This window comes from Anaerolineae bacterium (assembly GCA_016931895.1).
Taxonomy (GTDB): Bacteria; Chloroflexota; Anaerolineae; order 4572-78; family J111; genus JAFGNV01.
The window spans coordinates 41242-55522 of record JAFGDY010000084.1; the positions used below are offsets into that span (position 1 = coordinate 41242).

Sequence of the window (14281 nt, forward strand, 5' to 3'; positions counted from 1 at the left end):
GGTTCATCATCTTTCTTTCCTCCTCCAACACCATATAAAAATATAGATATGCCGCCTTCTTAAGGTACGTTTTCCAGAATAGTCTGGCTGCCGGGCCGGTCGTTTATATTTTGACCAATATAAGACCAGACCAGTTGCCCCGATTTATCAATAATGAAAACAGCCGGTGTGGCTACCCCATCGCCCAGTAGATTAAAAACTCCGTAGGCCTCGGCCACATGGTGGTTCGGGTCGGCCAAGATAGGAAAGGAAACCCCCGCGATCTGGGCCATAAGTTGCGCCTGGGCCATATCTTGCACCGCCAGGGCCAGCACTTCGGCCTGGCGGTCTACAAATTGTTGGTAATGAGTTTGCAAATCCACGATTTGCTGGCGACAGGGGCCTCAGGTTTGCCCCCGGTAAAAAACCAGGACCACCGTGCGTTTATCTCGATAATCTTGCAAAGAAACAGCTTCACCGCTGCCGGCAGTGAGGCTAAAATCCGGGGCCAGGGCGGCGGCAACAGGCGGAGTTTCGGTTGGAGGGTGAGGGTCATTTCCGCTGCGGGCCTCATCCGCCGGTATTGCCTGCGCCGCCTCGTCCGTTTCGGTTGATACCTCATCCGTCTCGATTGACGTAGGTTCGTCATTTTCGTCTGGCGTGGTCTGGCTGGCGGCCTGGGCCTGCTGCTCTGCTTGTTCTAACAAGGGGGTCAGGTAGGTATCAATAACGGCTTCATCCAGCGGGCCAACGTGTCGGGCGGCAACAAGGCCGTTGGCGTCAATGAACAAGGTGGTGGGGATGCCGCGCACCTCGTAAGTAAGGTCGCTCACGGCGCCGTCCGGGTCAAGGGCCACCGGAAAATTTAACTCCAGTTCTTCTACAAAAACCGCCACCGCCGCCGGGTCTTCTTTAACGTCAACGGCGATCAAGCCAATTTTATCCCCGTATTTAGCGTAAGCGGCTTGCAGGGCCGGTAATTCCCGTTTGCAGGGGGGGCACCAACTGGCCCAAAAATTGAGAATGGCCGGTTGGCCTCTAAAATCGCTCAAGGCGAGTGGCTCACCGTTAAGCTGCGGCAGAGTAAAATCGGGCGCAACCTTGTTTGCATAAGGCCCGGTTGGTATTTCCGATGGAGAGACCAATGCCGGAGATTCATCGGCAGCGGATTCGTTTGGGGTCACTGCTTCAGGTGGCAAATCTGAGGAGGTTGAAGTCACCAGGGAATGATACAGCCCAATTTCAGCTTCGCTTCGGGTTTGGGCCAGCCAGGCGTTCAAATCCCCTTCCTGGCCGGCCAGTTGGTTCAAGGCTGCCTCAACCTGAATCAAACGCCCCACTCGCTCAACCAAATCGGCCCGGTTCAATCCGGCTTGTTCCAGAACCAATACCATCTCCTGGTCCGTTACTTGCCAATTTTGGGTTAAAAGTTGAATTCTGGCTTCAATATCTTCTTTAGAAGCGGGGGAGGGCGAGCCGGCTTCAAGAACAATGATTTCATTGATCAGGCGATCCAGGGTTTCTTCGTTGGTGGCCAGGGGTTGTTGGGCCAGTCGGTTCATGACCGCGTCAAGGCGGGTTGCTTTTTGCCAGGCGGCCCGGGTGATGATCTGCCCGTTGACGGTGGCTACAACCTCATCATTGTTTAACGCCGGTTCGGCGGTTTTTTCAAGGGGGATAGGTTCAGGCGTTAGCTCATTGGCGCCGGCCACGCTTGTTTCCGGTTTGGCCAACTGGCCCATCACCAATAAGCTGCCTACAACAGCGGCTATGGCCAGTCCTAAAATGATAAGAATTGAGAAGATAGATCCATGGGGTTTGGGCATGGTCCTGATCCAGAAAAATTGGCTTAAAACTCTTATTCAATGTTTTTGATGTGGCTGGTGCTGGTCTAACAACGCCTGGCGCACTTCGGTGGCGGTGGTGCGGCTAATGCCCAACTCGCGGGCCAACTGGGCGGTTGGTTTTCCCTGGTACGCGTCCCGGATAAACAAGACGGTTTGTTCGGGTCGAAAGCAGCGCCCGGCAAAAACGGTGCCGCTGTACACATTGTAAATGCCTTTGCAGACCTGACAGCGATACACATCCAGTTTGCTGCGTTTGGTTTGGCGAAACCGCTGGGCGCGGGATACGTCGGCCCGGCAGTGCGGGCATTTTAAACCATGGGGGTGAAAGTATTGCTGGAGCCAGGCCAGGCAAGCCTCCCGATCCATCAATTCGGCAATGGGAAAGTCCATGACGTTAACTTATATCACTTATCCTGAACATCACTTATTCTGAACAGTCTCCCGAAGAATTCTACCATATCCTGGGGAAAAAGAGTACCTCAAAAATTGGGGGTTTTATGTAAAAATATCTGGTGTAAGCTTTAACCCGACAATCGAGATTTGCGGGCGGCTGTGTTTGGGTCGTCGTTGGGGAAATCGGCGGGGGTGACTTTCTCTTCAGCGGCGTCGGCCGCAGTCGGGGCGTCGGTTTCTGTTTCGCTGCCGCCCTGGGCCATTGTTTTGGCGGCTTCTTCCTCCATTGCCCCGGCTAGATCATATTGCTTTTCTACGGCTTCTTTGGCCAGAGCTAATTTCTCTTCCAGGGCTTGCAGCTTTTGTTCCAAATCAATGGCCTGGATGGATTCCTGTTCCAACTCGCGTTCCAGTTCGGTTGCCCGGCGTTGGTGGGCGCGTTGTTCGGCCCGGTCGCCCAGTTGGGCCGCTTCTTCGGCCTGGGCGTGTTCCATTTTAATGCGTTTGGCCAGGAGACGTTCCTGGGTTTCAACCGCAGCCAGGGCCTCGCGGATTTCAGCCAGAAGCCTTTCTTCGTGCTTGTCCAGCGCGCTGCGCCGCCGGCGGCCCGGCAACCCGGCGCGAGCCGTAGCGTTCATTAAGGTTTCTATTTTTTTGAGGAGATCCATTTTTTTAACCTGTTTGTGATACTCTCATTTTACCATGAAGCGGCAGAGAGGTGAAACGGAGTTAAAATCCATTTTTTCACCGGTTGTTCAGAACCATTTTAACTGCGGCCAGGGCGTCAATCTCGCCCCAACCATAAACGTTGTTAGGCACGCCCACTGCCTGGCCGCAAGCGCAGATGTGGGGATTTTCCAACGCCTCAATTTGTTCCATCAATGAAGGGGTGGCTGAAGGCTGCGCCTGAATATCACAGGCGGTGTTGACCGCCACCGGCCTGGCCGATTGGCGAATAATCTCTTCAGTTCTATCAATATGACCGATCAGGTCGGGGTTGGCCGACCAGAGCAGGGCGACCAGCCCGGCCACGTGCGGACTGGCCATGCTGGTGCCGTCTGCCAGGCCGTACCAGCCGCCGGGGATACTGGAGCGTATCTCGGCGCCAGGAGCAGCAATATCGGGTTTAAGCAGCGGGGTTCCGTTAGGCACGGGGCCGCGACTGCTGAACCCAACAATGTCTCCCCACCGATCCGTGGCCCCCACAGAAAAAACAGCATCGTAACGGGCCGGTGGCTCGTTAGCCGTTTGGCAGGCCGGCCCTTCATTGCCCGCGCTCACCACCATCATCATCCCGGCGGCGCGCAGGGCGTCGAGAGCCGGTTGCAGCACCTCGTCATCACAGCCCTCAAAATCGGGGCAGCCCCAGGAGTTGTTGACCAGGTGCGGGGCCAGGGACACGTCGCCGCCGGCAAAGGGATCGCCGCCCACCGGGTAGGGGGCCAGGAAAAACTCCATACAGTCAGTATAGCTGGCCGGGTTGCCGATGCCGCGCCGCATATTTCGGCAGCCAATCCAGCGCGCGCCGGGGGCCATGCCAATCCGGTTGCCCTGGCCGTCGTTGCCCAAAACAATGCCCATTGTGTGAGTGCCGTGGCTATCGTCGTCAAAGGGTATGTCGCTATCTCCCCAGGCGTCGTGCCAGTTGTAATTATGGTTGACCTCCGCCCCATTAACACCGCGATAGGCGCGGCGCAGGGCTGGATGTTGCCAATCGTAGCCGGTATCCTGCCCGCCAACAATGATACCCTGGCCGTTATAGCCCATTTCCCAAACCCGGTCGGCCTGGACCTGGTTTATATTCCATTCAACGCCTTGCTCTGCATCTTGGGGACTGGCGGCATAGCCAAGCGTGGCCGCCGGCTGCGGATAGGGGCGCACATTGGGATTGAGCATCACCCGGGCCACGCCGGGCAAATCGGCAAATTGATCCATCTGGCGATGATGGCCTTTGACTTCGATCATGTTGATCAGGTAAAAGGGGCGATACTCCAGCCCGGCGGCGGCCAGGGCGTCGCGCGCAGGGGTTTGAGTTTTTTGGGCCGTTTCCAGAAGTTGATCGCGCACAAACGCCCGGCGGGCCAGGGGGTCATCAAATTTTTCCGCGCCGTTCAGGTCGGCTTGCTCAACCATGATGATCAGGAAACCGTCATTGTGGAAACCGGGATAACCACGCAAGCGCCACAGCCCCAACCACAGCGCCCATACTACAACGGTTATGGCCAAGGCGATAATGGCGGTGGTCAACTTGGACCAGCGCCAACGAGCGGCCAACCATTGGCGGCCGCCCCACAACAGCAGAGCCAGAATGCCTGCGCCCGCCACCATCCAGAGATGGGCCGCGGTTTGCCAGGGTTGGGTGATGAGGGGCAGTTCAACCCGCGGGTCTGTAAAAAGCAGGGGCGCGGCCCGGTAAGCCCAGGCCAGCAGTATCCCGGCCCAAATACTGCCGGTTAAGGCACGCAGTTCAATCATCATCAGGGCAAAGGGGATGCCGCTGAGGAGCAACACCAGTTTGCCCCAATCGCTGTGGGGCACCAGCAAGCTGGGGGTAAAGGCCACATAAATCAGCAGAGCAGCCAGGGCGGCCAGACCTTTGCGGTGCTGGAAATTGAAGGTGAGCATGCCCAGGACGGCGCCCCGAAAAAAGATTTCATCTGGCAAAGCGGCGGCCAGAGCCTGAATCAAAATAAGCCCGGCTACCCAACTATCGCCCAGGGCGCCGGTGAGGGGCCAGCCGATGGTGACCAGGGCAATCAAGGCCAGCGCCGCAAACAAACCGGCCGGCGGGGGCCGGTCAAGGCCAAAGGCGTGCAACAACATCCGCGGAGAGGAGGGAACGCCGGCCCGGAGCAGGCCAATGCCGCCGAGCGCCAGGGCAACCAGGGTTAAACCAAACAAACGCAGCGGGGCCGCCGAAAACAAGGGCAATACATAAGGCGACTCGTTGGGAGCGCCGGCGGCCCGGAAAAAAGCGTCAACTGTGCTGTAGAGGGCGGTCAACAAGAGGGCCAGGGCAAAAGGCCGCAAGCCGGACCAGCCCCGCTTATACGCCATTCCGGCCAATCCCCCCCCGGCCAGTAAAAGCAGGCCGCCCAAAAGGGTAACGGCCAGCCCATTAGTCAACAGCGGCGGCCAGGCGTCGGGCAGAAAAGTGGTCAATATCCCCACCAGGATGGGGGCGCAAATCAACCAGCCCAAAAGCAGAAAAAAAAGGGAAAGTTGCCCCATTGAAGGCGGGCGCAATTGAGGATTGGGGAAGTTTTGCATGTTTAAAGCAAATCCTGGGCAGTTTGTTGCTTCATTGTTTACAACAGTTGCCGGAACTCTTCTATTTCTAATCTCGCCTGTTTTAAGATATGGGCCAATGTAGACCTTTTAACCGGACGATGGGCCGGCACAGTAATTTTGAGCACCTCGTCGCCAATGCGTTTTTGTAAACGAATATGGCTACCGCGTTGGCGTACAACAACCCAACCATCCCTCTGTAAAGCTTTGATGATTTGGGTGAATGATAAGCTGGGCGTCTTACTCATAACTCAATTTCTTGTATCAAAACTTTTTCATCTAATACCCAGTCATCTTCAACCGGCTCAAGGTAAAGCTCAATTGCCTCCTGAATATTGTTTAGGGCTTCCTGTTCGCTTTCTCCTTCACTAATACAGCCGGGAAGTGAGGGAACGTAAGCAGTAAAACCACCTTCTTCGCTTGGTTCCAAAACTATTTTAAAACGCATCCATCTGCTCCTATGGGGTTACAATACAATCTCTACATTCAGTAAGCTCAACACAGTTTGAATGGGATTGATCAGCGTGGCCACATTAGAACCGGCAAAGAGCAAGCCAACCATGTACCCTTGTTCATCTAAAACTGCCGATCCGGAATCGCCGCCGGCGCTCATGCCGTTGGCCATCAGTTGGTCGGTAAAAGTAGCAATGCGCCCGTTATACTCAACCGACGTGGTGACTTCAATTTGCACAATTTGCCCGCGCGTGTGGTCGGTGGTGCGGCCTGTTTTTTGCACGTTTGTGCCCAGGGTAGCTTGATGCACGCCTTTGGGACGGCCGATTTTAAGAATTTCCGGGTTAAATTGGTTGGGGTTCAGGGGGCGAGCCAGGGCAACGTCTATCAGGTTTTGGCCGGGGGAAGCGCGGTAGGCCGTCATCCGGTGTTGAGAGCCTAAGGCCTGGGCAATGGCATTGAGCGCCTTTTCCAGACCGGTCGCCACATTACAATCTGAGCTGGTGCCGCCAAAATCAATGGGAATATATTCGGCCAGGGTGGCCACCTGGTCGGCCAGCGTGCCGCCGTCGTAGCGGGCCGGTTGAATGATAGCATCGCCGGGCCGGGCCTGGTTGACATTGGCCAACACGTGATTGTTGCTGAGGATGAAAATCTCGCTGCCACGCCGCACCAGGCAACCCAAAGTGCCGGCCGTCACTTCAACATGACCAATAGACACGCCGGCGGGAATCGTTGGCCGCCAGCGGTCCTTGGTTCCCTGAGCGTAACCTTGCCCGGCCAAAAAACGGCCTGTTTCGACTACATCGGTTCTGACCCCGTCCAAATCACGGGGCACGGTGTCACTCTCGGCCAACTGAGCTTTGGGCACTTTTTGGGCCACATTGACCACCACCGCTAATTCATCGGTCAAGACCCCTTCTGATTCTTTGTAGCCCACCCCTACCCCCACCACATTACGACGGCTGAACAGATGGTTGAGATTCTGGCGTTTGATTGAGATAGCCTGGTCTAGTTCTATGTGCATGGTTGCCTCCCGATTATGGTTTAAATGCCAAGATTCACTTGCATACCTGCTTACAAAGCGCTGATTTTACCTACTTCTTGCACGTCAACAGGCACGCCCTCTAATTCTGCAGGAACGATGTCTTGCTGGCTTAAAGCGGCCAGAGGCTTTTTTTGGATTACATTGACTATCACCGCGACTTCAGCCGTAGGTTGGTTATTTTTGCGCTTAAAGCCAACGCCCACGCCGGTTACATTGGCCAGTTTTAGCAATTGTTTTTCGTAATGAGCCTTTATTTTTGACGCTCTTTCAATAGCCTGATCCTGTTCCATCATCCATCTCCCTTAAAGCGGAAGCATTTTTCGGCCAGATTTTCCCACTTTGGCTTAATTATACTCGATAATCAGCTCTAATGAAACTGGTGGGGTCTATCCTGGGGTATAACCGGTTGGATTAGCACTCTTAGTTATTGAGTGCTAAAAATCTATACTCAAATTTGCCAAAATATTTGAATTAAGGTATGATGTCGTCTTGTTGGCTGGCACTCTGGCCGGTCAAGTGCTAAATTCTGCTAATTCAAAATCCAAATTATTAAGGAGGCTTTTTAGAATGAATCTCAAGCCCTTAGGCGACAGATTAATTGTTGACCCCATCGAGCAACAGGAAATGACGGCCAGCGGCATTGTGCTGCCAGAAACGGCCAAAGAAAAGCCCATGCAAGGCAAGGTTGTGGCGGCCGGGCCTGGCGCTCGTAAAGAGGATGGGTCTCGGGTAGCAATGGATGTCAGCAAAGGCGATACCGTGCTTTATGCCAAGTATGCTGGCACCGAAGTGAAGATTGATGATAAGAAGTACCTGATTCTAAAAGAATCTGACGTTTTGGCGATTGTGGAGTAAATAATTACGAGGAGCAAAAAAACTCATGGCAAAACAACTTAGTTTTCAAGAAGAAGCGCGCCGGCACTTAAAAGTTGGCGTAGACACCCTGGCCGAAGCGGTCAAAACCACCCTCGGCCCCAAAGGCCGGAACGTAGCCCTGGATAAAAAGTGGGGCGCGCCCACCATCACCCACGATGGTGTGACCGTGGCCAAAGAGATTGAATTGGAAGACCCCTATGAGAATATGGGCGCGCAACTGCTCAAAGAAGCGGCCACCAAAACCAACGACGTGGCCGGCGACGGCACCACCACCGCTACCGTTTTGGCCCAGGCCATTGTTAATGAAGGTCTCAAAAACGTAGCGGCCGGGGCCAACCCTATGCTCTTAAAACGCGGCATCGAAATGGCTACCGAACGGGCGGCCAAGGCGATCCGTGATAATTCCCTGGAAGTTAAAACCAAAGACGATATTGCCCACGTGGCCAGCATTTCCGCCGCCGATACCGAAATTGGCGATCTGATTGCCGAAGTGATGGACAAGGTGGGCAAAGACGGCGTTATCACCGTTGAAGAGAGCAAGGGCCTGGCCTTTGAGATTGAGTATGTTGACGGCATGCAGTTCGACCGCGGCTACATCAGCCCCTACTTCATCACCGACCAGGATACCATGGCTGCCGTGCTGAACGAACCCTACGTGCTGGTTTACGATAAAAAAATCTCTTCCGCTCAAGACATTGTTCCGCTGCTGGAAAAATTGGTGCAAACCGGCAAGCGCGAACTGTTGATTATTGCCGAAGACGTTGATGGCGAAGCCCTGGCCACCCTGGTGTTGAACAAATTGCGGGGCACCTTCAACGTGTTGGCCGTCAAGGCCCCCGGCTTTGGCGACCGCCGCAAGGCCATGTTGCAGGATATTGCTATTTTAACCGGCGGCACGGTGATCAGCGAGGAAACCGGCCGCAAGCTGGAAAGCGCCACCCTGGACGACCTGGGCCGGGCCGATAAAATTTCGGCCACCAAGGACGATACCACCGTTGTGGGCGGGGCCGGAGCTGAAGCCGACATCAAGGGCCGGATTACCCAGATTAAGGCCGAAATTGAGAACAGCACCTCCGACTACGACCGCGAGAAATTGCAAGAACGACTGGCCAAACTGGCCGGCGGCGTGGCCGTTATTGGGGTGGGCGCTGCCACCGAAGTGGAATTGAAAGAAAAGAAGCACCGCGTGGAAGACGCTTTAAGCGCCACCCGCGCTGCGGTTGAAGAAGGCGTAGTGCCCGGCGGCGGCGTGGCCTTAATCAACACCATTGAGCATCTCAAAGACCTCAAGCATGATGATCCCGACATCAACACCGGCATCAACATTGTGCGCCGCGCCCTGGAAGAGCCGATGCGCCAGTTAGCCCGCAACGCCGGTAAAGAAGGGGCGATCATTATTGAGGAAGTGCGCCGCCAGCATGCCAAAGATAACCGCATTGGCTATGACTTGCTGGCCGACAAGTATGTGGATATGGTGCAGGCCGGCATTACCGACCCGGCCAAAGTGACCCGCAGCGCCGTAGAAAATGCCGCTTCCATTGCCGCCATGATCCTCACCACCGAGGCCCTCATTACCGACATTCCTGAACCCGAACCCCCCATGCCTCCCGGCGGCCCCGGCGGAATGGGCGGGATGATGTAATTTTACCCCGACACCCGGTTGAAGGATTTGCGCGATAAAAAAGCCCCCTTTATTTTGAGAAGGGGGCTTTTTATATGTTGCGGTTTGGAGTAGCTATGAAGAAAATGCGTGTCGCCAGGCAAAGGTGCGGCGGTAGCCATAGTCCGTGCTGAAGCTGCCAAAAACCTTGGCCGGTATCCGGCGCAAGGGATGGCGCGTGAGCGCCCGCAGACCCCGTTGGGCAATCCGCACGGGAGAGTAAATGGCCCGGCAGAGACGGTCATACTCTCGCTCAAATTCCGCCACGGTCATTAGTTGGGGATAGTAGGTTACATGCGCCGTGTCGTAATAGCGCCAGGTTTTACCCGGAATCAAGCGGTTTTCCGCTACCAGTTGGGCGCGGAAAGGGGTGCCGGGATAGGGGGTTAAAATGGTGGCGCTCATGCTGTCCAGGCCGGATTGTTTGGTAAACTCCCAGGTATCCCACATTACCTGGGGAGTGTCGGCGTCGAAGCCAAACACAAAAAGGCCCACCACGCCCAGGCCGTGCGCGTGAATGGTGTTGATAGCTTCCTGGTATTGTTTGACCAAACCTTTGCTTTTGCCGCCTAACTCGCGCCGATTGTCTGGATTGATGGACTCAAAGCCGATAAAAAATTTGTCCAGGTGCGCCCGGCGGGCCAGTTTGAGCAGTTCGGGGTATTTGGCCACCATCATTTCAGCCTGGGTGGTCCAGCCGCGCAGGGGCAGCTTTTCCAGGGCCAGGAATAATTTTTCGGTATATTCCGGGTCAATGGCAAAGGCCAGGCCAAAGTTGTCGTCGGTTAAAAAAAAGCGGTCAATTTTGCGCCGTTCAATCTCTTCCACAATTTCTTCAACCGGGCGAAAGCGCATTTTCTGACCGCTCACGCGAATAGCCGTGCAAAAGGAACAGTTGCGCGGACAGCCCCGGGTAATTTCCATCAGGGGGGTCCAGTAGTTGCGGTTTTCATCTACCTGGGCAATCACCCGGTCCGTCAAAGGGGCCACGCCAGTGAGATCGGCCCAGTCCGTATCATTGTAGTGGGGTTTCAGCGAGTCGTTTTGGAAATCTTTGATGATTTGCGGCCAGGTGCGGTAAGCCTCGCCAGTCACCACCACGTCGGCCCAGCGAGCCACATCTTCCGGCATTAAGGTGGCGTGCGCTCCCCCTACCACCACGGTTTGCACCCCGGCTACATGGGCAAGGTGCGCATAACGCTCGGCGGTTTCAACCGCCAAGGTTTTTGAGGTAATGCCCACCAGGTCGTGCCGGCCTAACGTGCGGATTTTGTCATCCAGGTAGGCCAAATTTTCATCCCAAATTTCCACGTCAAGCTCATCCGGCACCAGCGAGGCCAGCCGCATCAGCGTGTAAGAGGCAGCCGGAGCTTTGCCAAAGATACGGCCCTCACGACCGGGATGGATCAAAACGATTTTTCGGATTTCCAAATGTATCCTCCTTATGCCTTTTAGGTGTCATCACCTCACCGGCTTGCTTTTTTGAACAAGACTGAGTCTAGCACAGGATAAAGTTAGGGGCAATTTTTATAGTCAGAGTTATAATAAATAACAAGGTCTATCTGCACCCGATTTCAGTTTTTGAAAATCCTAGCAGTTTGACGGTGTCTCCACTTGTGTTAAAATCCTGGCTAAAATCTGCCAAAGAGTTAGGAGAACAATAAATGAATGATCGCCAACGTTTTAGAGCCACCATGCATTACCAACCTCGTGATCGCTCGCCGCTGGTGGATTTTAATTTTTGGGATGAGACCCTGCCCGCCTGGCATAAGCAGGGCCTGCCCCAACATGTTAACCGGGCCAACAGCGCCGACTTTTTTGGCATGGATTACAGCCTGGGCAGCGGCGCAGCCAATCCAATGGAGGTGGAGGTTAAGGTGATGCTCTGGCCTCCGTTTGAGGAAATAGTGCTTGAAGACCGGGGCGAGCGCGAGATTGTGCAACAAGAGGACGGCGTGCGAGTGCTGCGCAACAAAGTGGCCGCCTCGATCCCCATGCACGTGGGCCACTTACTGGTTGACCGGGATAGTTGGCGCCGACATTACCAACCCCGGCTCGACCCCACCATACCCGGTCGCTATCCTGACAATTGGGCCAAACCGGTTAAAATTTGGGCCGACCCGCAACGGGATCATCCGGTGTTTCTGCACGGGGGCAGTCTTTACGGCCGCTTGCGCGACTGGATGGGCGTGGAAAAACTTTCCCTGGTGGTGTACGATGACCCGGCCTGGTTTGAGGAGATGGTAATCACCGTGGCCGACTGTATTATTGCCGTTTTAAGCCGCGTGCTGGAAACCGGCGGATGCTTTGAGGCCTGCGGGATGTGGGAGGATATGTGCTACAATGCCGGGCCGCTGTTGAGTCCGCAGCATTTCAAACAATATTTGGGGCCGCACTACCGCCGCATTGCCGACTTGTTACACCGGCACGGCGTGGACGTGATTTGGGTAGATTGTGACGGCAAAATTGATAAATTGATTCCCCTATGGTTGGAAGCAGGGATTAACTGCATGTTTCCGGTGGAGGTTGGCACCTGGGGCGCCGATCCTCTCAAATTCCGCCGGGAGTATGGCCGGGATTTATTAATGATGGGTGGGATGGACAAGAACATTCTGGCTCGCTCTAAACAAGAGATTGAACAGGAAGTCCATCGCCTGGCCCCGCTGGTGGAAGAAGGCGGCTTTATTGGTTTTTGCGACCACCGCGTGCCGCCGACGGTGCCGCTGGATCACTATTTATTTTATTTGGAAATGGCGCGCAAAGTGTGGGGGCACAATATTGACCTCAAGCCGATGAGATTCGCCCTCACCTCCTGTTTAGATAGAGAGAAAAGTGACTGTCACCTGATAAATTAAGAATTACCCTGTCACACAACTTACCATGAAGCGCATAATGTTTGTAGAGTCCGCCAACCATGCGTTTATTCTGGGAAATCAGCAAACTCTCGTTACAGCGGCATCTCACCTACCGGGCCGCTACCATCGCCGGGCTGCTGACCAATATTTTCTTTGGCCTCTTGCGGGCGTCGGTGTTGGTGGCGCTGTACGGCATGCGCCCAGAAGTAGCCGACATCTCGGTGCAGGGGGCGATCACTTACACAGGCCTGACCCAGGCGATCATTGCCTACCTGAGCATTTTTGGCTGGTACGAGATTATGAATTCGGTGTATAGCGGCGAGGTAGGCGCAGACCTGTTAAAACCACTGAGCTACTTCAACTTTTGGCTGGCCCAAGACATGGGCCGGGCCGCAGTTAGCCTGGTATTGCGCGGCCTGAGCATTATGGTTATCTACGCCCTGCTTTTTGAGATCACTTTGCCGACCACTGCCGGGCAGTGGTCGGCTTTTGCCGTGGCCCTGGTTTTGGGTTTGCTGGTCAGCTTTGCCTGGCGTTTTCTGGTCAACCTGGCCGCGTTTTGGACCCCCAACGCGCTGGGCCTGGGGCGGTTTGCCTTTGGCCTTACCTGGGTGATGTCGGGCTTTTTTATGCCCCTCCGCTTCTTTCCCGATTGGTTTGTCACCTTGTGCCGGCTCACCCCCTTTCCGGCCATGGTCAACACCATTGTTGAGATTTACCTGGGCGTGCTCACCGGCCGGGCTGTTTTGTGGGCGCTGCTTGGACAGGTGATTTGGCTGGTCATCCTGACGGGACTGGGCCAGTTAGTTTTGCGGGCCGGTGTGCGCCGTTTGGTCATTCAGGGGGGATAACGTGTGGTTTTGGCTTAATACCTATTGGCGCCTCATCGCCATTCAGATCAAGGCCCAACTGCAATACCGGGTGGCCTTTTTTGCAGAAATTATAGCCACAGCCATTATTTTAGCGACCTTTTTTGTGGCCGTGGTGCTTGTTTTTCAACGCTTTGGCCACATTGCCGGCTGGACCTTGGGCGAGGTTGCCTTTTTGTATGGGCTGGTGGAAGCGGCCTTTGGGACGATGGACATGATTTTCAGCGGTTTTGACCCCGGTTACTTTGGACAACAAGTGCGGCGCGGCGCGTTTGACCAACTGCTGTTACGCCCCCTGAACATCACTCTGCAAGTTTTAGGTTCCGAGTTCGTTATCCGGCGCTTGGGGCGCATCAGCCAGGGGATAGTGATTTTTGGCCTGGCCTTGACCCTGCTGGACATTCAGTGGACGGTGGTTAAACTCATCTATCTGCCCCTGGTGTGGGCCAGCCTGGTCTGCTTTTTTGGCGGACTCTTTATCATTGGCGCAACCATAACCTTTTGGACCGTTGAGTCCATTGAAGTGGTCAATATTTTTACCTACGGCGGCAGCGAGATGATGGCATACCCCATGCACATTTACCCCAACGGCCTGCGCCGGTTTTTTACTTACCTCATCCCGGCCGCCTTTCTCAATTATTATCCGGCCCTTTATTTTTTAGATAAACCCGACCCGTTCAACCTGCCGCCCATCGCCTCTTTCCTGGCCCCCGCAGCCGGATTGGGCACCCTGATGGCGGCGTTACTCTTTTGGCGATACGGCATCAAACATTATCAAAGCACGGGGACGTAGAGATTAGAAATTAGAGATTCTTGGTTTCTCATTTTTCACTTCTATACTAAAAACAGAATGAGACCGATACTTTTGTGGAGCGACAAGCTAACGTCATTTCGAGGCCGTAGGCCGAGAAATCCCCTTCTACAGATACGGTTTTGAGGAGATTTCTCCTGTAAGCGTAGCGGCGTCGAATGACATATCCACCATTGTTACTGAAAGTAACGGTTTCAAACTA

General features: G+C 54.7%; 15 protein-coding genes. 5 read left to right on the forward strand and 10 right to left on the reverse strand.

Features of this window, described 5'->3' with window-relative positions; all coding sequences use genetic code 11:
• Nucleotides 1-59 precede the first annotated feature (59 nt).
• The 9 genes from JW953_06740 to JW953_06780 form a co-directional block, all read right to left on the reverse strand.
• Nucleotides 60-362, reverse strand: a complete 303-nt coding sequence (locus JW953_06740; protein ID MBN1992384.1) for a redoxin domain-containing protein — start codon at nucleotides 360-362, stop codon at nucleotides 60-62.
• A gap of 21 nt (nucleotides 363-383) precedes the next feature.
• Nucleotides 384-1805 (reverse strand): redoxin domain-containing protein, encoded by a 1422-nt coding sequence (locus JW953_06745; GenBank protein MBN1992385.1) that lies wholly within the window; start codon nucleotides 1803-1805, stop codon nucleotides 384-386.
• A gap of 36 nt (nucleotides 1806-1841) precedes the next feature.
• Entirely contained in the window at nucleotides 1842-2216 is a 375-nt protein-coding gene (locus JW953_06750; protein MBN1992386.1) for a hypothetical protein, read from the reverse strand.
• A gap of 131 nt (nucleotides 2217-2347) precedes the next feature.
• The gene (locus JW953_06755) at nucleotides 2348-2887 is read right to left on the reverse strand and encodes a hypothetical protein (GenBank protein ID MBN1992387.1); all 540 of its coding nucleotides are present in this window, start codon (nucleotides 2885-2887) and stop codon (nucleotides 2348-2350) included.
• 76 nt (nucleotides 2888-2963) lie between these two features.
• A complete protein-coding gene (locus JW953_06760) occupies nucleotides 2964-5489 on the reverse strand; it encodes a S8 family serine peptidase (GenBank protein MBN1992388.1) in 2526 nt (841 codons plus the stop codon).
• A 38-nt stretch (nucleotides 5490-5527) separates the two neighbouring features.
• Entirely contained in the window at nucleotides 5528-5755 is a 228-nt protein-coding gene (locus tag JW953_06765) for a type II toxin-antitoxin system HicA family toxin (protein MBN1992389.1), read from the reverse strand.
• Nucleotides 5752-5955: a type II toxin-antitoxin system HicB family antitoxin gene (locus JW953_06770; protein MBN1992390.1), complete on the reverse strand. Its 204-nt coding sequence runs from the start codon at nucleotides 5953-5955 to the stop codon at nucleotides 5752-5754. Before JW953_06770 ends, JW953_06765 begins: the two co-directional genes overlap by 4 nt.
• Nucleotides 5956-5973: 18 nt before the next feature.
• The gene (locus tag JW953_06775) at nucleotides 5974-6987 is read right to left on the reverse strand and encodes a trypsin-like serine protease (GenBank protein MBN1992391.1); all 1014 of its coding nucleotides are present in this window, start codon (nucleotides 6985-6987) and stop codon (nucleotides 5974-5976) included.
• 50 nt (nucleotides 6988-7037) lie between these two features.
• On the reverse strand, nucleotides 7038-7301 hold the full coding sequence (locus JW953_06780; protein MBN1992392.1) for a hypothetical protein: 264 nt from the start codon (nucleotides 7299-7301) through the stop codon (nucleotides 7038-7040).
• A gap of 274 nt (nucleotides 7302-7575) precedes the next feature.
• Between JW953_06780 and groES the strand changes: the two genes are divergently transcribed.
• Together groES and groL are read left to right on the forward strand one after the other, a co-directional pair.
• Nucleotides 7576-7863: a co-chaperone GroES gene (groES, locus tag JW953_06785; GenBank protein ID MBN1992393.1), complete on the forward strand. Its 288-nt coding sequence runs from the start codon at nucleotides 7576-7578 to the stop codon at nucleotides 7861-7863.
• 25 nt (nucleotides 7864-7888) lie between these two features.
• Complete coding sequence (gene groL, locus JW953_06790; GenBank protein MBN1992394.1) at nucleotides 7889-9526, forward strand: chaperonin GroEL; 1638 nt, start codon at nucleotides 7889-7891, stop codon at nucleotides 9524-9526.
• Nucleotides 9527-9619: 93 nt separating this feature from the next.
• Here groL and JW953_06795 read toward each other — a convergent pair whose 3' ends face one another.
• Complete coding sequence (locus JW953_06795; GenBank protein ID MBN1992395.1) at nucleotides 9620-10975, reverse strand: radical SAM protein; 1356 nt, start codon at nucleotides 10973-10975, stop codon at nucleotides 9620-9622.
• Between the two features lie 233 nt (nucleotides 10976-11208).
• On the opposite strand from JW953_06795, the gene JW953_06800 reads away from it, so the two are divergent.
• From JW953_06800 to JW953_06810, 3 genes are all read left to right on the forward strand, one after another.
• On the forward strand, nucleotides 11209-12399 hold the full coding sequence (locus JW953_06800) for a hypothetical protein (protein ID MBN1992396.1): 1191 nt from the start codon (nucleotides 11209-11211) through the stop codon (nucleotides 12397-12399).
• Between the two features lie 59 nt (nucleotides 12400-12458).
• On the forward strand, nucleotides 12459-13250 hold the full coding sequence (locus JW953_06805; protein MBN1992397.1) for an ABC-2 family transporter protein: 792 nt from the start codon (nucleotides 12459-12461) through the stop codon (nucleotides 13248-13250).
• A 106-nt stretch (nucleotides 13251-13356) separates the two neighbouring features.
• On the forward strand, nucleotides 13357-14061 hold the full coding sequence (locus tag JW953_06810; GenBank protein MBN1992398.1) for an ABC transporter permease: 705 nt from the start codon (nucleotides 13357-13359) through the stop codon (nucleotides 14059-14061).
• Nucleotides 14062-14281: the final 220 nt, after the last annotated feature.

What these genes read in the sequence shown, in the direction of transcription:
- JW953_06800 (MBN1992396.1), top strand. Translation starts at nt 11,209, where the DNA reads ATGAATGATCGCCAACGTTTTAGAGCCACCATGCATTACCAACCTCGT.
- JW953_06750 (MBN1992386.1), bottom strand. Translation starts at nt 2,216, where the DNA reads ATGGACTTTCCCATTGCCGAATTGATGGATCGGGAGGCTTGCCTGGCC.
- JW953_06775 (MBN1992391.1), bottom strand. Translation starts at nt 6,987, where the DNA reads ATGCACATAGAACTAGACCAGGCTATCTCAATCAAACGCCAGAATCTC.
- JW953_06765 (MBN1992389.1), bottom strand. Translation starts at nt 5,755, where the DNA reads ATGAGTAAGACGCCCAGCTTATCATTCACCCAAATCATCAAAGCTTTA.
- JW953_06780 (MBN1992392.1), bottom strand. Translation starts at nt 7,301, where the DNA reads ATGATGGAACAGGATCAGGCTATTGAAAGAGCGTCAAAAATAAAGGCT.
- JW953_06755 (MBN1992387.1), bottom strand. Translation starts at nt 2,887, where the DNA reads ATGGATCTCCTCAAAAAAATAGAAACCTTAATGAACGCTACGGCTCGC.
- JW953_06760 (MBN1992388.1), bottom strand. Translation starts at nt 5,489, where the DNA reads ATGCAAAACTTCCCCAATCCTCAATTGCGCCCGCCTTCAATGGGGCAA.
- groES (MBN1992393.1), top strand. Translation starts at nt 7,576, where the DNA reads ATGAATCTCAAGCCCTTAGGCGACAGATTAATTGTTGACCCCATCGAG.
- JW953_06745 (MBN1992385.1), bottom strand. Translation starts at nt 1,805, where the DNA reads ATGCCCAAACCCCATGGATCTATCTTCTCAATTCTTATCATTTTAGGA.
- JW953_06805 (MBN1992397.1), top strand. Translation starts at nt 12,459, where the DNA reads ATGCGTTTATTCTGGGAAATCAGCAAACTCTCGTTACAGCGGCATCTC.
- JW953_06770 (MBN1992390.1), bottom strand. Translation starts at nt 5,955, where the DNA reads ATGCGTTTTAAAATAGTTTTGGAACCAAGCGAAGAAGGTGGTTTTACT.
- groL (MBN1992394.1), top strand. Translation starts at nt 7,889, where the DNA reads ATGGCAAAACAACTTAGTTTTCAAGAAGAAGCGCGCCGGCACTTAAAA.